Genomic DNA, 21,046 nt, shown 5'->3' with positions numbered 1-21,046 from the left:
TCGGTTTCCGCCAAAGTTCGGGCTCCCACCTCAACTTTTAGCCTTGCGAGGATCATGCAAGTCTAAAAGGTTGCCCCAGGCTGTAAGCCGGCTCAGAAACGCCGACTAACACCCTCGACACAGCTGGCTCCGTCCTGGCTTCCTCCGGCTCTGATTGCGCGTTATGTCTACTCTGGTTTGGAAACCCAAAAGCAGGAGCTGGTCATATTCGTCGCTGCTGGCCGCATAGTTGGTCAACTTTCTTATTGTGGGTCGGTTGCCATAACTCGTTGCCGATAGTGTGGAATCGTGCTGATATTTTTTACCTCAGTTACTGTATCATACCGCAACTTTACGGTGAATTAAAAGGTTAATCAGCTATCTAAGCACATAGAAAGGCCCAGTCCATAACTACTGAACTGGGCCCCAATACACATTTAATTTTATTAGACCTACAGTGAAACTGCCGCTGCTAACGGCTAACGACACACAGATTGTCATCGCCGGAGTCAGCCAGGCACAGAGCCAGCTGTGTCGGTGGCGTTAGTCGGTGTTTTTTACCGGCTTACGTCACGGGACGACTTTTGAGACGCGTGATCTTTGCGGCTTAAAAGCGAGGCGAAGGACCGATTCTCAGGCCGTAGCCGTTCCCCATAGCAGGCGGCGTGCCTGGCTGACGGAGGTGTTCAACGCACAATTTACTTCTTAGCCGCAGCCTTTTCGCGTGGCTGGTACTTGCGGAAGTAGATCAGGGTCATGACGGCCAGGAAGACCACCCCAACCAAAATGGATACCCGCGTTTCTGGATTCAGGAACATAAAAATCAGTGTGACTGCCAAGAAGACCAGCGTGACGTAGTTGGACCATGGCGCAAACGGCATCTTAAACGGATGGTTGGCCATCTCTTTAGGATTTTGCTTGCGGAACTCGATTTCACTGATCAAAATCACGAACCACGGCACCATGCCGGGCAGGACACTGGAACTGTAAACCATCACGAAGATTTGGCTCGCATCCTTGAAGAACATGGGCAGGACCACGTTTAAGACCACCCCAATCGCAATCCCCAAAGAAATCGCGATGACGGAGTAAAATGGCACCCCATGACGGTTAAGCAGCGTGACCTTTCGGGGCAGCTGACCCTTGTCCGCCAAGGTAAAGGCCATCCGGCTGGCACTGTAGATTCCGGAATTAGACCCGGACAACGCGGCCGTCACAACCACGAAGTTGATGATGGAAGCCGCTGCCGTAATCCCAATCTTAGCAAACGTTTGAACGAATGGTGAGCCAATTTGGTTCAATTGGTTCCACGGATAGATGGCCACAATCACAAAGATTGCGCCCACGTAGAAGATCAAAATCCGGGCAACCGTCGAGCGAATCGCGGCGACCAGGGTGTGTTGCGGATTCTCGGCTTCACCGGCCGTGACCCCAATCAACTCGATACCTTGATACGAGGCCAACACGATAGCCAACGCGTAAATGAAGCCCTTGGCGCCACCGGTGAAGAAACCACCGTGACTCCACAAGTTACTGATACCAACCGCGTGACCGCCATTGCCAAAGCCAAACAGGATGACACCCAAGCCGGCAATGATCATTAAAATAATCGTGACCACTTTGATCAGGGCAAACCAGAATTCCAGTTCCCCGAACATTTTCACGGAAATCAGGTTAGCGATACAGAGGAACGTGATGGCGACCAGGCCGGGAATCCAGTCCGGTAGGTTGGGCCACCAGAAGCGGAAATACCCACCCAGGGCAATCATTTCACTCATGCCGACCACGATGAACTGGAAGATGTTACTCCAGGCGGTCAGGAACCCAAAGACGGGGTGCATGTATTCGGACGCAAACGTTGCGAATGAACCGGTTGTGGGGTGAACGTAAAGCATTTCGCCCAACGCCCGCATAATTAAGTATAAGAAAACACCTGAAATAATATACGCGATAAGGACGGAAGGTCCCGTCCACTTGATTGTGGAACCAGACCCCATAAATAATCCAACGCCGATTGTACCGCCCAACGCAATCATCTGCATTTGACGGGCACTTAGTTTTCTCTGCAATCTAATTCCTTCTTTCTGTACATATGATCACGCTTGGTCCGGGTTAAACTCGTTTTTGTCAGCGCCTCCGGGAGGGTGAAAATGAGGCTGTGGTCAAATCCGTTCCCGCCGGCGGGCTCAAGGTACCCTGCTATGGGGTACGGTTCCGGCCTGAGAAACGGTCCTTCACCTCGCCTTGAAACCTCACCAAAATCGTGAGTTTCCAAGGTCGACCCGTGCTCTAGGTTGAGAAAACCACTCAACCAAGACCACCGACACAGCTGGGCACCTTGGCCCGCCTCTGGTCACTAACATTGACCCCTCATTTTCACTGTCTCGGGACTGACACTGGTTTAACCCTACACAAGCGTTTCATTTAATGAACAATAATCTCGTCACTACCTGCCAGCTTAGAGATAGGTCTGGCACTAGTTAACGAATACAAACATGTATGATTAAAACTTCATGAGAAAAGGTTACCTGATTTGGGTCCTTTTCGCAATCTTTTTTTATGCAAAAAATGCGTATGTTTGTTAATTCTATTTTCAAGTATGCCGCAAAATTAGTGTTGTTTCAATCTGACCTGTATACAAAAAAGGCCGTTAGCGGCGGTGTGCCGGTAACGGTCTTCACGAAACTTTTTACAAAACCTTCTCATAAACGAAGCAGACGTCGTCTGGATGGTAAACGCCAACGATTTGCCCGGCCTTGACGAACCCAAATTTTTCAATTAAATGTTGCATCTTGGCATTGTCCCGGTGGGTATCAATCCGAATACTCTCAGCATCTGGATGATTCTTCGCGATATAGTCGAACAAGTCGCGGAACAATTGTGAGGCGTACCCTTTTCCCTGGTGATGGGAGAAGATGGCTACCCGGTGGACCGTCACGTACTTATCGGTATCCTTTTGCCATTCGCCCTGCAGGGTGTCGTAGGCGTGGTCTGGCGCTTCAATCACAGCGGCAACGCCCAACGTTTCGTGGTCATCACTGTTGTAAATTACTGCCCGGCCGTCTTCAATATCCCCCTTGATCACGTTGCGGTTAGGGTATTCGTTTTGCCATTGGTCGATGCCGGCGTCAGCGAGTTGCTTCTTGCCGTCTTCGATAATGTCACAAACTAGGTCTAATTCTTCAATCTTTGCTTTCCGTAAATACATGGTGGTCTCACCTCATCTTAAATTTTATCTTACATTGGTTGGTGCTGGTTATTCTAGTCTTTGATTTCGCCTTACCGGACAGCGAAAACGAGGCCGTGGTCAAATTCGTTCCCGCCGGCTGGCTCAAGGTATCCTGCTGTGGGGCCCGGTTCCGGCCTGAGAAACGGTCCTTCACCTCGCCTTGAAACCTCACCAAAACCGTGAGTTTCCAAGGTCGTCCCGTGCTCTAAGTTGAGAAATCCACTCAACTAAGACCACCGACACAGCTGGACACCTTGGCCCGCCTCTGGTCGCTAACATTGACCTCTCATTTTCACTGTCTCGGAACTGACACTGGTGTTACCTGCATTCAAACACAATACTTCTCGAGTTTCCGCTGTCCTCACGGCTGACATGGGTGGTACCTCCCACAATGGTCGCGGCATTTAACCTGACCGTGACCACTGTGCCAGTTACCTAGCTGATGCCAAGTTGCATCACCCAGACAACCGGCCCTCAGACTTAGCCAGTCTACCGGCAAGCCCACAATCAGGAGCCGGAGGCAGCCAGGTACGGGGACGACCTTTGAGACCTGCATGATCCCCGCAGGGCTTAAAGTCGAGGTGGGAGCCCGCTTCTCAGGCGGGAACCGACCCCACAGCAGGCGGAGTACCTGGAGGCCGCAGGCGCAACAGTTTACACAATCTGTTTCGCTTAAACCTGCAGGCTAGCTAATACCTGAGCCGTCAAGGCGTCGACCCGCGCCCAGTCTGAGTCGTCCGGATCCTGGTCAATCTTGACTGAGTCAGCGACCTGTTCACCGTTGCTGGAATTCAGCTGGATGGTGAGGTAGTCGACGGCCCGGCCAAAGTGGATGTGTTTCTTTGAGCTGGAACCCAGAACGGCAAACTTGGTCCGCGCCAAATCAACTTCTTTTAAATCCTCAAAGAAATCCTGGGCCTCGTCCGGCAAGTCGCCGTCGTGGAAGGTATAACTAATCACAATAATGGCATCGTTCGCTGCTAAATCAAAGGCATTGGCCTGTGAAATCTCAGTAATCACGGTCTGTGCCCGGGACGCCAGTTGCGCTTGCACGTGGCCAGCGATGGCCCGGTTACGACCAGATTGACTGGCAAATATAATCTGAATTGATGGTGTCATAAGTTAAATTTTCTCCTCAAGCGATTTCAACTAGCCGCGTCCTAAAGCCCTTTAACGCCACTAGAAACTGCTAAGTATTATAGACCTTTTTGCCCCATTTCCCTAGCAAAAAGCAATCGTTCGCGTGAACTTTTTTCTGGGCCTGATGACGCTAATTTGACGCTAGGCCCCCGACTAATCCCGGTATTTCACAGATTAAACCGCTCTCGTGCCACACAGAAAAACGACACCACTAGCCGTGTCGTTCTCATCAATTTCTTATTAAAACGATAAATTTGTAAATTCATCCGAGTCCAGCACGTTCGGCACCCCGGGGACCCCGAACCCGTTTAGCTGACGGAATTCCTGACGAAATTGTTGGTAGCCAGGAAAATCCGAGGTGAAATTGGCCGGCGTGATTTGCGGCAAAACCGCCTCGACCACGTCCTGGACCGCCGGTGACAATTCCCGTGCATCCGGACGCAACCGCCCGCGGCCATCCACTTCACGGCGGTTCCCGTAGACCATGTCCCGGAATAGCCGGTCAATGTGGTCGCTGGGTTGTTCATGGCCGCCACGGTCCTGTTCGACCCGGTAGAGCGCCATGCAGTAGCGTGAAAAGCCCGGAATCACCACGGACGCCTTGGTCGTCACGGAACGGTTGACGCTGACCAGTGCTTCTCCGCCCAGCGGTGCCAACTCGGCCTGTAAACGCCGCCCGCTGGCTTCAGCTGCCCGCTTGGCCTGGCCCAACGTGCCATCGTGATAGATGGGCGCTGTGACCCGGGGACCCTCGTAGGAATAGAGAATCGTTTTGAAATTGTCGGCGAGAACTCCGGCCGCCTGTAGCGCGTGAACCCAGAGTTCCCAGTCCTCGCCACCCATCACATGGTTGGTCGCGGCGACTTCATCCGCCGTTGCGGGGGCCAACGTGGTCTCGACAAGTTTTTCGTGTTCCAGGTCCAACGTGTAATCCGTGAGTGGCGCGCCCAACGGCTTGATGACGGATCGCCAAGCCTCATCGGGATTCACCGGATTTTTTCGTTTGGGCGCAGCAATCGAATAGACCAGGAGATCAATTTTGCCACCGAAATCGGCCTTGATGGCCTGAATGACTGCGCGCTTGGTTTCCGGCAAGAAGACGTCGGCGTTCAAATTTTCTGCCAACAAGCCTGCTTTTTCCGCTATCTGCTTGAAGAAAATCTGATTCCACCAACCGGCCGTTCCCAAAAAGTCAGGCCGTGGTGGGCGTTCGTAGCCGACGGACAATGTCGCCGCGCCCATGCCAAAGGCCGCCGTGAGCCGACTGGCTAGCCCATAGCTGGAGGAGCCACCTAAAATCAACGCGTGTTTGGCCCCCGCGTACGTCCCCTGTTTCGTAACTGTCGCAATCTGTTGGGCCATCATTTGTTGGAGTCCTAAAGGATTTACCGAACGCGCAACGTTGCCTGCAATTTTTTCTGTGAGCGTCATCTGTGCCATGCCGTCGTCACCCTCCCGAGTATTTACCTCTAAAGTACCACTTCTAGGGGCGGTGCCGGTAGGAATTTGCCTTACCGCTTATTAATTTCACTCGATTGACCAATTAGTCGACATATTAGATTACGATTAGTGTATAATTAGAAAAAACTAATTTAGAACTGATTCATTGTGGAGGTTCTCTAATGCTCTTATCTAAGTATTTTCGACTAGCTGGCAAACTTACCCTGGTCCTGTTGTTACTCATCCCCTGCGCCTCCGCCATTGAAATTGCGGTCTCCTACTTGCTTCAACTGATTACGGATTCCGTGACGGGTCACGCCAACTTGGCCTATGGTGTCCTGATTGCCATTGTCGTTAGCTACATTCTGGCGGATTCACTGACCTCCTTCGTTGAATCCTACACGGAACAGGTCGTCTTGAACCGTATCATTTTCGGCGTCCGCCATCGCCTCATGCAACAATTTTTGCAGCAAAATACCGGGGTCAGTCACGATCGCCAACAGCTGACGACTCACTACAACAATACGTTCACGACCACCGTTGACGTGCTCCACGGCGATTACCTGCAGGGTAGCGTGAACGCCTACAAGCAAATTTGTCAGCTTGTGATTGCCCTGACATTATCCGTCCTGATTCAACCGGTTTTGAGCCTCATCATCGTGTTGCTGTGTCTCCCCGCATTGGCCTTACCCTTTCTCCAAAAGCGCCTCCTGGCAACCAATAAGCAACATATCTTAGCTGCCGGTGAACGATACACGCACCAACTCCAGGACCTGCTCAACGGGCTCCGGACCGCGCAGCTCTTCCACCTGGAACGCCGATTGCTGCGCCGGTTTCAAACCAAGAACCAGCAGCTACTGGCGGCGCAAAATCGCGACCAACTCAAGCGTAAACAGGTCGGTGGGCTCAGCCAGTTGTTGGATAACGTGCTGTATCTGGGCACCTGGATTGTCGGCATCTATTTCGTCATGCACAAGGCCGTGACCCTGGGCCAGTTAGTCGCCTTTTCCCAATTGATGATTTTCATTGCGGAACCGATTCAATCCGCTTCAGGTTTGCTGGCCGATATCGTCGGTGGTCGCGAGGCGGCGAAGACGTTGGCTCCAGCATTGACTGAACAATCGATAGCAGCGCCGTTAAAAGCACCAGCAGCCTTTCGGACCTTAGCCTACCAGGATGTCTCCCTACACTTGGCCGACCAGCCCATCTTGCAAAATGTCTCGCTAACCTTCGCAGCGGATCAACACGTGTTGATTGTGGGCAAGAGTGGCAGTGGCAAATCAACCTTGCTCAATCTGCCACTCAGTCCGCAGACGACCTTTACCGGGACATTGCGGCTCAACGGTCAGGACTTGACCACGCTGGCGCCGGCAACCGTCTCCGCACAAATCGGCCTGCTGGAACAGACCAGCTACATTTTCAACGACACGATTCATCAGAATCTCACGCTCTACGATCCGAAAATTACTGACAGCCAAGTGAACCGGGTACTGACGGCGGTGGGCCTGGACGCTTATGCCACGACAACCGGCCAACAACAGGTCGTTAGTGCGCAAGGCAACACGCTGTCCGGTGGTGAAAAGAAGCGGTTGGCCATGGCCCGCTTGCTCCTGCATCCCCACGGCCTCACCTTCTTCGATGAACCGCTGACCGGGCTGGATCCCCGTACGGCCCACGACATGGTCGGCTTACTGACGCGACCCAACACCGCCGCCTGGGTCACCATCACCCACCAGTATGACGCGCAATTGTTCGCCTTCGCCGATGAAATCGTGATTGTCGACGCTGGCCGAGTCATCGCACAGGGCCCCCTGCAGGCTGCCACCATTCAAGCCGGCTTAACCCAATTGGATTTAATCTAAAAAGACACCGCCCATCATCAACCTCGTAATTGGCTGATGATGAGCGGTGTCTTCTTTTTTAACTGTTTAATCGGTAAATTCCGAATCCGCCAATAACTGACGAACCTCATCCGTGGAGTGGGTCTCCATCATCGCGTTCCGTAGGCTAGCAGCGTTGCGCTGGTTGCGGACGTAAATCTTGAAGAACCGCTTGAGTGAGGGGAACCGCGACGTATCGAAGCGCTTTTCGAAGTCGTCATACAGGTCGAGTTGGTAGTTCAACAGGCCCAACAGCTCCTTGATGTCGTGTTCCTTGGGTTCCTTTTCAAAAGCAAAAGGACTGGCGAAGATACCCCGCCCAATCATGATACCGTCGACGCCGGGATGTTCCTGGGCAATCTGGCAGCCTTGTTGGTAGGTTTCAATGTCCCCGTTGAGTTGCAGCAGGGTGTCGGGGGCAACTTCATCGCGCAGCTTCACAATGTCGTCGATCAGCTCGAAATGCGCTGGTACACGACTCATTTCCTTCTTGGTCCGCAGGTGAATCGTCAACAACGGAATGTCCTGTTGGAGCAGGAAGGTCAACCAATCGCGCCATTCATCCAGGCGACTGTAGCCCAGCCGCGTCTTCACACTAACGGGCAAGCCCGCCGTCTTGGTTGCCGCAATCACGGCGCCCGCGGTCTCAAAGTTGCGGATCAAGTCACTCCCACCGTGGTTCTTGATCACGGTCGCGTCCGGGCAACCCATGTTCAAATCAATAGCCTCATAACCGCGACCCTTGACGTCAGCGGCGGCCCGTTCAAAGGCCTCCGGTTCATTGCCCCAGAGTTGGGCGACCGGCATGTGGGCCTCTTCTGGCGCCACGTAGAGCCGACCCTGAACGGTAAATTTAGCCTTGGGATGGGTCACACTAATAGCGTTGGTGAATTCCGTGAAGAATACGTCGGGCGCAGCGGCCTTAGCCACGACCCGCCGGAAGATGGCGTTGGTCACAGCTTCCATGGGTGCCAAGCTAAAGAACGGCCGGTTTTCGGCCTTGGCGTGGTCCGCAATAGTTTGCCAGTAAGATGAATCAGACACGATAAAGTCTCCTTAATGTAAGTAAATTTGATGTTTAGTCCGGTTTAGTGCAGTCCATACATTTTACCACGTTTAGCAGCGAAAGCTAGCAAAAAAGAGAGTGAGACAAAAGGTGATTAGCCGGCGAGCATTAAGGCTGCTAACCGAATAATCCCGGTCTTGGATTGTTTGGCTAGCAGTTTTAAGCGGAACCGACTGCCTTTTGTCTCACGTTTCGGCCAGATAAACGGATACGCAAAAATGCGTCTGGGGTTCTATCCCAGACACATTTTTAATCAGTCCCGACAGTCACATCACCGTCTGCCGTGGTCAGTTTATACTGACTCGTGGCATTCGGATGTAACCAATAACCACTGCGCCGTGCGTGACCCTTGACCTTGATATCCCCCATATCAGCGTCTTTGACCACGACCTTGGCCCCGGCCGTCTTGGCGATGTGGGCATTGATGTCACCATCATCCGTCGACGCCGTTAACGTCTTGGTCAGCCGATTGTTTTGCAAATGCACATCGCCATCCGCCGTGGCTAAATGGCCGCCACCCAGCTTCGTTTCCGAGACCCGGACGTCCCCATCCGTGGCTGTCAGCTGATTATTCGTTGCAGCTAAGCGACTATTACTGATGCCAATGTCCCCGTCAGCCGCCTTAACTTGTAGGCGATTGGCTTTGACTTGGCTCGCCCAAACATCCCCATCGCTGGACGCCGCCGTCACGCCCTTTTGAACGGTCAGATTCATCAGACTGATGTCATCTGAACTTTTCACGTTGACCTGTTTGACGGTTAAGTCCCTCAGCGAAACCCCACTGTTTTCCCGTTTGATGTCGATACTAGTCAGATGCTTGTTCCGCGGAACCGTGATCAGCACGCCGCCATTGGTATAGTCATCGTCGCTGAAACCAACGACCGTCTGACTCATCTGTTTCGTAGTGCGACCGCCCCGAACCATCAGGGTGCCCTTGGAAACCGTTGCCGTTGGCCGTCCCTGGGTGTTGTCCAGGTAGCTGGCGGTCACCCGGTCGGTATTGCCGGCCTTGATGGTCACCGGTGCCTGGGCATCCACCACAATTTTATCGTAAGCGCCGGGCTGGTAAGACAGCTTGCTGCGCTGAACGACCCGAAAGCTCCGCGAATCGTGGGACCACACGACAGCTTTGTCGCCATGATTCCACCAGCCAATCCCGATTAAAATGGCCCCCAAGACCACTAACACTAGCGCAATTTTTGTCGTTCGTTTCATAGTTTCCGCCCCCGTTCTGCCCGACTCCGTGGAATGAAGCGGTGATAAATCTTCTGTGCCGTCCACGACAGAGCCCAAGCCACCTTACTCCCGATCCATTTCAAAATTAACCAGCCAATCCAGCTTGCCCCTAACGCGAAGAATCCGATACCGAGATAAAAGATTCCGGTCCAAGGCGCTTGAAAGAGGGTGCTCAGGCCCATGACCAACCCCATGACGCCCACCGCAATAATGCTGAGGTAGACGGCTAGTGCGGCCACAAACAGGCTAAAGACGACTGCGGCAAACGCCAGAAAAAGCCCGCCGATCACAATTAAGATGGGAATGGTCACGGGCGTCGATAGTAAGGCCAAAATAATCAGCCAGACCGTCTTCACGTTGTTCTTCGTCGCCTGAACGGTCGACCGTGACTGTGCGTGGTCGCCGGTCTGTTCCGCCATTTTAATGGAATAATCGGCGAGAACCTTGCGTGCCAACGACCGGGGTGAACCCAATTCATCCACGGCCTGCTGGTAGGTCTCAATGCCGGCATCCAATAAGTATTCACGATAATATTCCACGACCTCCTGCTGCTCCGCCGTTGTTAACTGGCCGAGTAGCTTTTGCACGGTCTGAATGTATTCATTCATCTTGGTTGCCCCCTAATAACTTTGTGATTGCTTGATCGAAATCCTGCCACTCGGCCTGAATCTCGGCCAGCCGCTGCCGACCACTCGTCGTTAGCCGATAGTAGCGGCGATTGCGCCCCTGAAAGGGTTCGTCGTAGGTTTCCAGCCAACCATTTTTCTTCAGCCGCCGGAGGACTGGGTACAGGGTCGATTCTGAAATGGGAATCAACGCCCGGACCTCCTGCGTCAACGTGTAACCGTAATGATCCTCGCGTGTGAGTAGGCCCAGCACACTGCCGTCCAACAACTCCGTGGGTACTTGAATCGCCATGTGACTGCCTCCCTTGCAATGCTATATGACATATAATATCAATTCACTAATAATATACGATAGTCGTTAGGGGTTGTCAAGACTTTGGTAGGAAATGATTGGATGTAAAAACGACCTCGGCATTGGGCTGAGGTCGTTTGAATTCTGGACAGAGTTTGATGAGCCAGACCTTATTTGAGTAAGGCGTCATTCAAAGAATCAAAGTCGTGGTAAGCGGGCAATTTTCGCTTACCAGTAGCATTATCGATAACTTCTTGTAGTGAAGCCAAGACTTCTTCATTAGCGATTTCTAGGCTATCATCTAGTTCTCCCGCAACGAATCGGCTAAGAATAAAACGGGTGAATTCTTCGGGAGTTAAATCCAGCTGATGGAGCTTTTTTTCAGCCTCTTGTTTAAGGACTGAATCAACCTGAACTTCAATATTTTCGGTAGTTGGCATATGCGGTCTCCTTCCCTATCGTGAGCTAAGCGTAGCACGTTGTCGGGTAGATTGAGGTGAATTAGCTCAGCCGTTTGCTACATTTTAAAAAGCAAAAACGGCTCAAATCCATCGAGAGGACTTGAGCCGTTTGGCTGTTACCAATTAATTTTAGGCGCGTGCTTAGCATAGTGATAAGTCCGAACCTTCTTACCGCGAAATGTGCTTAGACTAGTAGCGGTAAACGACTTGCTGGCGGTCTTATGAATTTTGTACGTGTGCTTCTCTACTTTCATGAGACCAGGAGCTTCAATCTTACCTTTAAGATAGTAATTTGTCCCCCGCTTCTTGTAATGTACGCCACTCAAACCCGTGTCGCCGGCCTGACCGAGTCCTTCTGTTAAGGCTGTCTTACGGAAAGCGAAGAAGTAGTAGCCGCTAACGCCCTTCTTGGAGTACATGTTGGCATAGAATGACTTGTGCCGTAAGAACTTGGGGAAGCCTTTGTGCCAAACCTTTTTGGGCAGTTTACGCGCAATGGTCCGGTGCTTGGTCGTTGTCCCGGGTTCATACGATTCGCTGTATGTTCTGGTTACAGCAATCTTTTTGCTTCCCTTAGGCACTAACGTCAAATGGGCCCGGTAACCACCGCCTAGGCCAGCATAATCGAGCTTCCAGCCTTTCTTATAGCGCTCCGCACCAGCCGCAAAATGCTTATCCTTGGCAATTTTTCCCTTGCTGTTTAATCTCAGCTTATCCATTTTAACAACTTTAAATAAGTTGTAGTGATTCGTTAATTTAACCGCCTGCTTCAAGCTCAACTTCTTCACACTAGCAGACGCCGTCGTGGTGCCAACGACCTGAGTCATCCCCACTAAGCCAATGCCTAGTCCTAAAACGGCCAAACTGGCCATTAAAATGCGTTTCATATTTTTCATGACGCTTCCTCCATCTATGTACAATTAACTCAATATAGTCTTATCCGGAACTCTTCGTTCTGTTAATCATCTTAAACTCACAACAAGGCAGAGGGTAATGCGTTATCACTTACGAAATTACCGCTAGCCACACCGTAGTCTTCCCCAGTCATTTCATCGCTCGTTGGTTGATATAACAAAATAAATAGCGTAATCCTTTGACTTCGCTCGTGGGCTTCGACATACTGGTGAAAACGACTGAAAACGGGGGATTTTTCATGACAAATCAAGCTTTGTTGATCATCGATTACACCAACGATTTTGTGGCGGACACCGGGGCCCTGACTTGCGGCCAACCGGGGCAGCTCCTAGCACCAGCCATCACCAAACTAGCCGATGAAACGCACCAGGCTGGCGGTTGGGTACTCCTACCGACCGACGTCCATACGCCGAACGACCCCTACCACCCCGAGACCAAGCTCTTCCCACCCCACAATGTTCGCGACAGTTGGGGACGCGAGCTATTTGGCGACGTGAAAGAATGGTTTGAGCAAAATCAAGCCGCGGAAAACGTCTGGCAATTCGATAAGACCCGCTACAGTTCATTTGCGGGGACGGATCTCGACCTGCGTTTGCGCGAACGCCACGTGGACACCCTGATTCTCACGGGCGTTTGTACCGACATTTGCGTCCTGCATACTGCAGTGGATGCCTACAACCTCGGCTACCACCTCATCATCCCCGCCGATGCGGTGGCTAGCTTCTATCCTGCTGGTCACGCTTGGGCGTTGAATCACTTTAAAACGTGCTTGGGTGCGGAAATTATTTAAATTAATCACGTTAGCGTTATGAAACGGGCTACGACTTTCTGAAATAATGAATGTCGCAGCCCTCTTTCGTTACTTTTAATATTTCTAACATTCGCTCAACTGCTAGCCATAAGGAAAAACTATGTCCCTATATAGCTATTAGTTTACCGTACAAAACATAATTTAGACGACCATACAGTAAGATACTTTGTCTGATGCTTTTCTTATAATTTTCCAATTTAGACTCCAGTTAACAGCATATGGTATCAAGCTATATTCCACTTTTCACGGGTTTGTCTTTAAACAATCAAATTCATTCTACGTGGAATTATTCATTGAACTCAGCATTAGTACACGCCACGTACAGATTTGGCAACAACTTAAATAACAATCAAAATTTCACATACTTAGTTAGTCCAATATACATTTAATATTGTCGCGCAAATATTTTTGATGTATAATTGCCTCTGTGACAAACATACATATATAGGAGGAACCATCATGGTTAAAACTAGTCTGAGCAAGCGACTACTCCGCAATGGGGCAGCCTTACTCGCTATCATCACAGTTGGTAGCAGTATCAGCATCCCATCAGTGACACCAGAACCACTCACCGCTAACGCCGCAATGAAAGCGGTACCGGCTAAGGACAGCAAATCCTGGAAATCTTTCAGCCACAAAGTCCACTTTGTAAAAAAGGACTACAAAGTTTATCAAGACAACTGGCACGCAGTCTCATCTTCAAATAAGCTTTTCCACAAGGGTTATAAAGCAAATGGTAAGTATAAGTTGAGTAATGGTAGAACCTACTACCGTCTTTATAATTCGAAGAAAACCTACTTAGGTTATGTTAACGCAAAGGCTGTGGCTACCAATACAGCAAGTAAAGTTATGAAGGTTCCTTACGTCAGTCAATACAAACCCGTGTTTGCTCCTTGGGGCTGTGCCTCAGCTGCAATGAGCATGTTGCTCCGTTACCGTGGTGTAAAAGTTAATTTACGTTATGCCCAAAATCATCTGCCAATGGTACCAACTAAAGGCGGTCAAAAAGGTAATGTTTACACAGGTGTCGGCTTCGGCCACGTCATCACCGCTGCTGCACTAACCAAGTACTCTCATCATTGGACTAAGCGGACTGCAAATATCTCCAAGGCTAGCGCCAATGATATCAAGATGTACGTTCAAGGTGGATATCCTGTCCTGTTTTATGGTTACTCATCCTATCAAAAGAACAATGACAAGAACCGTAATCATTGCAAGGTTATCGTCGGCTACAAGAATGGTAAATTCAAAGTCAATGATCCCTTATACTACAGTTCAACCGCTAAGGCCGGTACCGGTGGCAAAAATATGAAGTATGATCACGGTGCTATTAGTTGGGAATCAATTTCACACTTCAAGAAGGAATATGGCAAACACGCTATGACAATCTATTAACTCTATTCGGTATAATTCTATTTTGAATCTGGATAAAAATGATAGTGAATCTTAGTAAGATTACACAGTTCAATCAAACGTGGCTAACCTGATTCTGAGGTTAGTCGCGTTTCGTCGTCTTTGAGATAAGTTTACAGACTAACAGTCCTTGGTCTAGTGACTTCCTTCAACACAGACAAGCTATTCAAAAAAGCTCGACCTGGTCTTCTACTACGAACCTGGTACCCACGTCATCTGGCACGTGGCCATTTACTTAGGTAAGGGCAAAGTCATCGAAAGCTGGCCACCACGGATCATGATTCAACCTATCAAGAACGGTCAACGCTCATACGTTGCCGGAATTGCTCGGGTTTTCCACTAAAAATTCAATTTAATGCATGACAATTAAGCGACTAATCCGATTGGGGGTTAGTCGCTTTTGTTGTGGCGTTTCGTTGCTATTGGGGTGGGTCCATGGTAAAATTCTGTTATTGTGTAATAACATTTATGTTGTTTTAAACTTTTTCCATTTCAAAAAAACATTTGGCTGTTTTTTACGGAGTTAACCTTTAGAACCTACTTCTGGAATCGAGGAACTCACGTGAATAATCAGCCAAACATTGACCGCATCATTCAACGATTAGAAGATGATTACCAATCAGGACAACTCAGAATATTCCTTCATAAAAAATCCAAAGATTATTTAAAGGCCCATCGGTTGACCATAGATGCTATGATCCAAATGGCCATTAGTCAGCTATCCAACAATCATTATTATCGTGGACCCTCTCCTCATCATTGGAAAGCGCATCTCACTGTCTACGAGTTTATTACGATGATTGACGACAGTGACATGTACATTAAATTTGATATTGGCCCAGAATTCAGTCAGATTGAATCATTTCACTCTCGAGAAAAGCCCATAAATTTCACTTGGACATACCACTAAACAGAAAGTAGGTAATAGATATGAAAATCATTGATCACGTAACCGCCGCCGATGCTATGGGAAATAGCCTAGCCTATACGGTCATTGAACTCACGGAAACGGAGTTAATTGGGGGCGACCCGCTAGAAAATACACACCGCTATTGGGTTCCTGCCGGGAGCGATATTCACGATTCGGAGACCTACCTGGAGCCCCTAGATACGGTTGATACTAATTTCACTTCAGACTATCGGCTCTATCGCGAAACATACGGTTTTCTTTTTCCAGCAGAGATAAAAGCTGCCCGCGAACAATTAGGCCTAACCTTACGTGAAGCCGCCTTGATTCTGGCTATGAGTTTTGCGACTCTCTCCAACATTGAAAACAGTCTTCTTCTACAATCTTTTGACCAGGAAATTAAGCTCCGTCTTCTGACCCAGCCAAATGACTTACGGAATCTCATCCGGCAACATCGACCGCTAATTCGTTCCCGAGCTCCTAAAAATGACGTCAACGCTGATAAGCTCTTTAGTAAGCTTAATTTAGCCATTGATTAGGCTCATCATCCCAAGCAAGCATGTCATGTAGATTGTCAAAAACAGCCACACAAAAGCGACGACTACAGTTTGCAAGTAGTCGTCGCTTTTAGTATCGATTGGTAACACGCTGTTATGATCACTTATTTTAGTTAAAGATTGAAATATCACTCAGAGCCTGGCGCAGATTAAGCGCATCTTGAGGCAATGGTGCGGCGATGCTGAACCCAACTAACTCGGCTTGCGCACTGACATCTTGCAGCAACCGCACGACCTGCCGCAACGCTAATTCCCCCGTACCCGCATCAGCTGGTTCCGTGTAAGATTGGGCCGGTAAAATCGACCGGAAGTCCGCTGGTGTCAGGACATCCAGGTCGAAGTGAACGGCAACCCGGGTCAGGTGTTCCGCCGCCAACCAATCCAGCACGGACTGGCTGTCACTGGCAATATCCTCCGCGGTGGCGTGCCGAATGCCTAGCGACGTGACGGCCTGATCCATGGGACGCAACGGCTCATTCAATCCCGCATACATCAACTGACGGGGCAGGAGTGGTTGTTGGACGGTCAACGCTGGATCGCCCTGACCCAGCAAGTTACCCGCCACCATTTCAGATAAGTGCGATGACGTGCTCGGGTCGGCAATGTCTGGGTGCACACCTAACCATAGCAGGCCGAGATGCTCGCCATACTTGCCGCTCAAGTAATCCACCGGTGCCGCGGAAATGACACTCCCACCACCGGCCGTAATCACGTGGTCAGGGTGTTTGGCAGCTAAGATTGCTTGTGTCTCCGCAATCTGTTGCAAGACGACCGGTTGATTCTCTCCGCCGGCCACGATTCCCTCAGCCAGCGGCACCTGAATTGTCTCTGCACCAGCGTCTGGCGGCAAAATCAACGACAGCAACTGCGCACTCAGCCGATTATCGGCCGAACTAGCCCCCGGCCACTGTGGCAAAACCAACCGAATCGTTCGCTTCTTATCCATGAAAAACGCCCACCCTTCCATTTGTGAAATAACTAACTATCCCTAGTCTATTTCACTTCGGTCGGATTAGCAAATACCTCCACACAATACGATTTACGCCCACAGTGGGGGCAAACTAGCTTCCGGGCTCGCGGATTGTGGCCCGCCCAAAAAGCGGCCCAAAACCGCGGCTGAAAGGTCGTTTGGCAATGCGAGCAAACGTAGGCCACCGACCGCATATACCATCGCATCAGTACCGTTGCCACGACAACGGCCAGGACCATCGTGCCGCCGAAGACCCACCAATTCCCCGATTGCCAAGAGTAAACCAGTCCAGCCACCTCAATGGCGTCCATCGCGAGACCCCCCGCAACTAACTTGAGGCGTATCTGTTTCAAAGACTGATGGTTATTCATTAGCTGATCCATGTCCTGAATGGATTTGAGGGACACGTTGGCTGTATCGGTTAGGCTCTTCTGCACGGTCATAACCGTCTTGAGCTGGATTGTCGCCTCGTCGCGGTCATGTGTCAGCCGTTTGGCCTGCTCCGCCAGCAGTAAGGACAAGACTTCCTGCGCATTATCACTGGTTCGAATCTCCTGGATGGCGGCCAGCTTCAGGCCAAGACTCTTTAGGAGCAAAACCAACTTCAGCTGTTCGTAATCATTGGCCGTGTAGATGCGCCGGCCACCGTCAGAAACCACTGTGGGTTTGAGCACATTCTTCTGGTCATAGTATTGCAGCGTCCGTACCGAAACGCCTGCTAGTCGAGCCAATTCGCCCGTCGTGTATGTGGTTGACATGGATCTCACCTCCTAAGTCTAGTTATAGTGGATGACGTCGCGTAACGTGCAAGTCTTTTTTCTCAATTATACAGAAATAACCCGGGACATATCAATTCTCTCCGATATGTCCCGGGTTATATTTTTAAGCCTTAGCTTCAACGTCCTTATTCCCCGGGTTATGTCCTAGCAAGAACGCCCGCATAGCCGTCATTCCGGCCTGCTTTAATAACTTAGGCGTCTGGGAAATTGCTTCGGTAACCGACATGGGTGACACCGTCGATGAGAGGACCAGGTCCGCGCCCGCTGCGTACACGGCCGCTAAATCTGCCCCCAGGCTCCCGGCAATCAGGACGACCGGCTTACCCTGAGCCTTGGCCAACTTGGTAATGCCGATTGGCGCCTTGCCCATCAAAGACTGACCATCGATCTGCCCCTCACCACTGATGACCAAGTCTGCCGTTGCGAGTCTGGCCGACAGTTGGGTCAACCGCAAGATTTCCTGAATTCCTGGTTGGAGTTGGCCGCCTAAGAAGGCTAACAAGCCAAACCCAATCCCACCAGCCGCACCGGCACCCGGTTGTTGACTGAAATCAGTTCCCGTCTGCCGCAAAACTAGCGTATTCAGGTTCTTCAGCCCGGCATCTAATTGCTGAACGACAGTCGGCGTCGCACCCTTCTGGGGACCAAAGACAGCGGCGGCGCCTTCAGGTCCTATCAGCGGATTCGTCACGTCCGTCAGGCCAATAATCTTGGCCTCGGCCAGCCGCGGATCCATCTGTTGGCAATCCAACCGGACAATCCGCCCGACACCGGCGCCCTGATGCGTGACTTCGGCACCTTGGGCATCGTAAAAATGCGCGCCTAAGGCCTGAGCTAGCCCCACGCCACCATCGGTCGTGGCACTGCCACCGAGGCCCACGTAGATGGTTCGTGCCCCAGCGTCCAAGGCCGCCTCGATGACCTGACCAACACCGTAACTAGTCGTTCTCAACGGGTCAAGCTGACCGACCACCTGTGTAATTCCAGCACCCTCAGCGACTTCTATAACGGCCACGTGATTCGCCAACAATCCCCAGTGTGCCTGCAACGGTTGACCAGACGGCTCCGTCACATCAGTGGTCATGCGTTGGCCACCAACCGCCGTTAGAATACTGGCAACCGTACCCTCGCCACCATCGGCAACGGGCACCTTAACCACTTCCGCCTGTGCATCGACGGTGTGAATCCCTTCAGCTAAATAGTCAGCCACTTCCAACGACGTCGCGCTTCCTTTAAAGGAATCCGCGGCGATAATAATTTTAGTCATCATTGACACCCCTTAACTAGATGCTCCTAGTATACGCCATCAGTTCAATCAACCGGGTAGTGTCGTGTTCCAAGAACTTTTTAGGGGACCATGCCTCACTCAGAAAAAGCTCTCACCTCATCTTATTCAAAAAAAACGTCATGCTTTATTAGTGGACAGTTATGATAGGATTGATAAAATTCACAGGATGTTCACACAATTTTCAGAATTTATTAACATGCCTAGATTATATGTAGCGTATATTGTAAGTGTTACATAGATAATTTGGGGGAGATTGGTCTTAGTGACCAGTCCCCCCTTTTTTCGACAATTTTAGAAGGAGATGGCTCATTTGCAATTCAAACACCCCCGGATGGTGACGCTTGCTGTTGCTTCCCTGGCAATTCTGACAGTCGGTCTAGCCGGTTGTTCCACTACCAAGAACTCGACCTCATCAGCGGCGAGTTACAAGATCAAGAGCAACAAGGCCGTGTTGACGACCGCCCAAATCAAGAAAAATTTGGACACGAAGATCATTACGACACGCCAAGACAATCAGAAGAGTTTGACCGCAACCTACAAAGCAGCAGCGCAAAACAGCAAGTACACCCTGGACAGTCCCTACGTGAAGGTTAACCCGTACGAGACGTCCCCACTGTCCGCCCTGGTGACGTTTACCACCAGCGACGCAGAAAAAGTCAGCTACACGGTCGTAGGTAAGACGGACAAGACGTCCATCACCAACACCGTTAACGGCGGCTACACCAAGACCCACCAGGTTCCCGTGGTTGGGCTGTACGCCGATTACAATAACACTGTTAAAATTACTGCCACCAACAAGGATGGCAAAACCAAGACTAAAACCTTAAAGATGCAAACGAGTGCCCTGCCAAAATATATCAAGGACGCCACGTTGACCACGAAAAACGTCGACAAGTCCAAGATGGAAATTGGCAAGAACAAGTTGACCATCATGAACCGGACCACCAAGCAACCCTTTGCGATTGACGCAGACGCTGCCGTCCGGTGGTACAGCACCGACTACTCCCAACACACGATTGAACAGTGGACGGGCGGTCACATCATGATGCTGTCCAAGAAGGACGTCGACTCAGACGTTTACAACGATTTAATTGAAACCGACTACTTGGGCCGGGTTTACAAGGAATACAGTTTCGCCAACAACACCAGTAGTTCCGACAGTGCCAGTGTCAGCAAGGCTGCGGCCAAGGCCAACACTGAAACCACGGTCATTCACCATGACCTGGTTGAACTGCCAAATCACAACTTCCTGGCCACCGTTTCCGACGGGTCCAAGTACAAGGAAGACACCATGATCGAGGTTTCCCACAAGACTGGGAAGATCGTTAAGGTCATCGATATGAAGAAATTGATGCCTAAGGCGATGTATACCAAATTTGCCAAGGGTGCCGATGGTAAGGTCGACTGGCTGCACCAAAACGCCGTGGACTACGACAAGAATGACAAGTCCATCGTGATTTCCAGCCGGAACCAAGATCTCATCATGAAGATGGATTACAAGACCAGCCACATCAAGTGGATTTACTCCGGTAAGAAGAAGTCCACGTGGCCCAAGGTTTACCGCAAGTACCTGTTGACACCAAAGAAGGGCACCATCATCACCGGTGGTCAACACGGGATCTACCTGTTGAACAACGGCGGCAAGAACACTGCCGACAGCGAAGACTTCCTGCTGTACGACAACAACATTGCTGTTACCAACGGGAATAAGCAGACTTCCGGGAAATACTCGCAGGCCGTTCAATACCACGTGGATGCCAAGAACATGACCATCAAGTCAACCTGGTCATGGGGTAAATCCCTGGGCAAGGCCAATTTCACCTACGTGATTGGTTACGCCGAACGCCAAGCCAACGGCAACACGCTGATTGACTTCGGGTTCAAGAACAACGGGGCCGCAAGTAACGTGATCGAAGTGACCAAGGATGGCAAGCAGGTCTTCAACGTGACGATGAAGAGTGCAGCGGCTAAGGCTTATGCTTACCGGGCCTACCGCGTCCCATTCTACAGCGCCAGCTACCAGTTCGACGCTACCCGCTAGCAGGCGCCTCCAAGGC

At 50.7% G+C, this 21,046-nt stretch carries 19 protein-coding genes and 1 pseudogene; 7 read left to right on the top strand and 13 right to left on the bottom strand.

The window, feature by feature from the left end; genetic code table 11:
* Positions 1-677 precede the first annotated feature (677 nt).
* The 4 genes from EKM84_RS04900 to EKM84_RS04885 all read right to left on the bottom strand — a co-directional run bounded on the left by EKM84_RS04900 (position 678) and on the right by EKM84_RS04885 (position 5,788).
* Positions 678-2,048 (bottom strand): amino acid permease, encoded by a 1,371-nt coding sequence (locus tag EKM84_RS04900; RefSeq protein WP_125764256.1) that lies wholly within the window; start codon positions 2,046-2,048, stop codon positions 678-680.
* Between the two features lie 620 nt (positions 2,049-2,668).
* The gene (locus tag EKM84_RS04895) at positions 2,669-3,187 is read right to left on the bottom strand and encodes a GNAT family N-acetyltransferase (RefSeq protein ID WP_125764254.1); all 519 of its coding nucleotides are present in this window, start codon (positions 3,185-3,187) and stop codon (positions 2,669-2,671) included.
* Positions 3,188-3,880: 693 nt separating this feature from the next.
* Positions 3,881-4,327: a flavodoxin domain-containing protein gene (locus tag EKM84_RS04890; protein WP_125764252.1), complete on the bottom strand. Its 447-nt coding sequence runs from the start codon at positions 4,325-4,327 to the stop codon at positions 3,881-3,883.
* Between the two features lie 261 nt (positions 4,328-4,588).
* Positions 4,589-5,788, bottom strand: coding sequence for a trans-2-enoyl-CoA reductase family protein (locus tag EKM84_RS04885; RefSeq protein WP_225418143.1), 1,200 nt, complete (start codon positions 5,786-5,788; stop codon positions 4,589-4,591).
* A 182-nt stretch (positions 5,789-5,970) separates the two neighbouring features.
* On the opposite strand from EKM84_RS04885, the gene EKM84_RS04880 reads away from it, so the two are divergent.
* On the top strand, positions 5,971-7,650 hold the full coding sequence (locus EKM84_RS04880; RefSeq protein ID WP_125764250.1) for an ATP-binding cassette domain-containing protein: 1,680 nt from the start codon (positions 5,971-5,973) through the stop codon (positions 7,648-7,650).
* 66 nt (positions 7,651-7,716) lie between these two features.
* Here the strand turns inward: EKM84_RS04880 and EKM84_RS04875 are convergent, their stop codons facing one another.
* The 6 genes from EKM84_RS04875 to EKM84_RS04850 all read right to left on the bottom strand — a co-directional run bounded on the left by EKM84_RS04875 (position 7,717) and on the right by EKM84_RS04850 (position 12,245).
* Positions 7,717-8,712, bottom strand: a complete 996-nt coding sequence (locus EKM84_RS04875; protein ID WP_125764248.1) for a tRNA dihydrouridine synthase — start codon at positions 8,710-8,712, stop codon at positions 7,717-7,719.
* A gap of 271 nt (positions 8,713-8,983) precedes the next feature.
* Complete coding sequence (locus EKM84_RS04870) at positions 8,984-9,949, bottom strand: DUF4097 family beta strand repeat-containing protein (RefSeq protein WP_125764246.1); 966 nt, start codon at positions 9,947-9,949, stop codon at positions 8,984-8,986.
* Entirely contained in the window at positions 9,946-10,578 is a 633-nt protein-coding gene (locus EKM84_RS04865) for a DUF1700 domain-containing protein (RefSeq protein WP_125764244.1), read from the bottom strand. Before EKM84_RS04865 ends, EKM84_RS04870 begins: the two co-directional genes overlap by 4 nt.
* Positions 10,571-10,888, bottom strand: a complete 318-nt coding sequence (locus tag EKM84_RS04860; RefSeq protein WP_125764242.1) for a PadR family transcriptional regulator — start codon at positions 10,886-10,888, stop codon at positions 10,571-10,573. Before EKM84_RS04860 ends, EKM84_RS04865 begins: the two co-directional genes overlap by 8 nt.
* A 170-nt stretch (positions 10,889-11,058) precedes the next feature.
* A complete protein-coding gene (locus EKM84_RS04855) occupies positions 11,059-11,328 on the bottom strand; it encodes a hypothetical protein (protein WP_125764241.1) in 270 nt (89 codons plus the stop codon).
* 137 nt (positions 11,329-11,465) lie between these two features.
* Entirely contained in the window at positions 11,466-12,245 is a 780-nt protein-coding gene (locus EKM84_RS04850; protein WP_125764239.1) for a hypothetical protein, read from the bottom strand.
* A gap of 257 nt (positions 12,246-12,502) precedes the next feature.
* Here EKM84_RS04850 and EKM84_RS04845 point away from each other — a divergent pair, with 257 nt between their 5' ends.
* From EKM84_RS04845 to EKM84_RS04825, 5 genes and pseudogenes are all read left to right on the top strand, one after another.
* Complete coding sequence (locus tag EKM84_RS04845) at positions 12,503-13,054, top strand: cysteine hydrolase family protein (protein ID WP_125764237.1); 552 nt, start codon at positions 12,503-12,505, stop codon at positions 13,052-13,054.
* Positions 13,055-13,534: 480 nt separating this feature from the next.
* Positions 13,535-14,470 (top strand): C39 family peptidase, encoded by a 936-nt coding sequence (locus EKM84_RS04840; RefSeq protein WP_225418142.1) that lies wholly within the window; start codon positions 13,535-13,537, stop codon positions 14,468-14,470.
* 193 nt (positions 14,471-14,663) lie between these two features.
* Positions 14,664-14,831, top strand: a pseudogene (locus EKM84_RS04835) (peptidoglycan endopeptidase); the annotation flags it as partial.
* Between the two features lie 219 nt (positions 14,832-15,050).
* Entirely contained in the window at positions 15,051-15,398 is a 348-nt protein-coding gene (locus EKM84_RS04830; protein WP_125764235.1) for a hypothetical protein, read from the top strand.
* Positions 15,399-15,418: 20 nt separating this feature from the next.
* A complete protein-coding gene (locus EKM84_RS04825) occupies positions 15,419-15,934 on the top strand; it encodes a helix-turn-helix domain-containing protein (RefSeq protein ID WP_125764233.1) in 516 nt (171 codons plus the stop codon).
* A gap of 127 nt (positions 15,935-16,061) precedes the next feature.
* On the opposite strand, the gene EKM84_RS04820 is transcribed toward EKM84_RS04825, so the two are convergent.
* The 3 genes from EKM84_RS04820 to EKM84_RS04810 all read right to left on the bottom strand — a co-directional run bounded on the left by EKM84_RS04820 (position 16,062) and on the right by EKM84_RS04810 (position 18,968).
* Positions 16,062-16,898, bottom strand: coding sequence for an arginase family protein (locus EKM84_RS04820; protein ID WP_125764231.1), 837 nt, complete (start codon positions 16,896-16,898; stop codon positions 16,062-16,064).
* Positions 16,899-16,945: 47 nt separating this feature from the next.
* A complete protein-coding gene (locus EKM84_RS04815) occupies positions 16,946-17,680 on the bottom strand; it encodes a MerR family transcriptional regulator (protein WP_125764229.1) in 735 nt (244 codons plus the stop codon).
* Positions 17,681-17,804: 124 nt separating this feature from the next.
* Positions 17,805-18,968, bottom strand: coding sequence for a glycerate kinase (locus EKM84_RS04810; protein ID WP_125764227.1), 1,164 nt, complete (start codon positions 18,966-18,968; stop codon positions 17,805-17,807).
* A gap of 322 nt (positions 18,969-19,290) precedes the next feature.
* Here EKM84_RS04810 and EKM84_RS04805 point away from each other — a divergent pair, with 322 nt between their 5' ends.
* Positions 19,291-21,030 (top strand): aryl-sulfate sulfotransferase, encoded by a 1,740-nt coding sequence (locus tag EKM84_RS04805; protein ID WP_164511312.1) that lies wholly within the window; start codon positions 19,291-19,293, stop codon positions 21,028-21,030.
* Positions 21,031-21,046 lie beyond the last annotated feature (16 nt).

This window comes from Levilactobacillus mulengensis (genome assembly GCF_003946045.1).
In the GTDB taxonomy this organism is placed as follows: Bacteria; Bacillota; Bacilli; order Lactobacillales; family Lactobacillaceae; genus Levilactobacillus; species Levilactobacillus mulengensis.
This window is presented reverse-complemented; position numbering and strand designations above follow the sequence as displayed.

Excerpts from the sequence above, each read along its gene's own strand:
- EKM84_RS04895 (WP_125764254.1), bottom strand. The coding sequence starts at position 3,187 with ATGTATTTACGGAAAGCAAAGATTGAAGAATTAGACCTAGTTTGTGAC.
- EKM84_RS04890 (WP_125764252.1), bottom strand. The coding sequence starts at position 4,327 with ATGACACCATCAATTCAGATTATATTTGCCAGTCAATCTGGTCGTAAC.
- EKM84_RS04885 (WP_225418143.1), bottom strand. The coding sequence starts at position 5,788 with ATGGCACAGATGACGCTCACAGAAAAAATTGCAGGCAACGTTGCGCGT.
- EKM84_RS04880 (WP_125764250.1), top strand. The coding sequence starts at position 5,971 with ATGCTCTTATCTAAGTATTTTCGACTAGCTGGCAAACTTACCCTGGTC.
- EKM84_RS04870 (WP_125764246.1), bottom strand. The coding sequence starts at position 9,949 with ATGAAACGAACGACAAAAATTGCGCTAGTGTTAGTGGTCTTGGGGGCC.
- EKM84_RS04865 (WP_125764244.1), bottom strand. The coding sequence starts at position 10,578 with ATGAATGAATACATTCAGACCGTGCAAAAGCTACTCGGCCAGTTAACA.
- EKM84_RS04860 (WP_125764242.1), bottom strand. The coding sequence starts at position 10,888 with ATGGCGATTCAAGTACCCACGGAGTTGTTGGACGGCAGTGTGCTGGGC.
- EKM84_RS04855 (WP_125764241.1), bottom strand. The coding sequence starts at position 11,328 with ATGCCAACTACCGAAAATATTGAAGTTCAGGTTGATTCAGTCCTTAAA.
- EKM84_RS04850 (WP_125764239.1), bottom strand. The coding sequence starts at position 12,245 with ATGAAAAATATGAAACGCATTTTAATGGCCAGTTTGGCCGTTTTAGGA.
- EKM84_RS04845 (WP_125764237.1), top strand. The coding sequence starts at position 12,503 with ATGACAAATCAAGCTTTGTTGATCATCGATTACACCAACGATTTTGTG.
- EKM84_RS04840 (WP_225418142.1), top strand. The coding sequence starts at position 13,535 with ATGGTTAAAACTAGTCTGAGCAAGCGACTACTCCGCAATGGGGCAGCC.
- EKM84_RS04825 (WP_125764233.1), top strand. The coding sequence starts at position 15,419 with ATGAAAATCATTGATCACGTAACCGCCGCCGATGCTATGGGAAATAGC.
- EKM84_RS04820 (WP_125764231.1), bottom strand. The coding sequence starts at position 16,898 with ATGGATAAGAAGCGAACGATTCGGTTGGTTTTGCCACAGTGGCCGGGG.
- EKM84_RS04815 (WP_125764229.1), bottom strand. The coding sequence starts at position 17,680 with ATGTCAACCACATACACGACGGGCGAATTGGCTCGACTAGCAGGCGTT.
- EKM84_RS04810 (WP_125764227.1), bottom strand. The coding sequence starts at position 18,968 with ATGACTAAAATTATTATCGCCGCGGATTCCTTTAAAGGAAGCGCGACG.
- EKM84_RS04805 (WP_164511312.1), top strand. The coding sequence starts at position 19,291 with ATGGCTCATTTGCAATTCAAACACCCCCGGATGGTGACGCTTGCTGTT.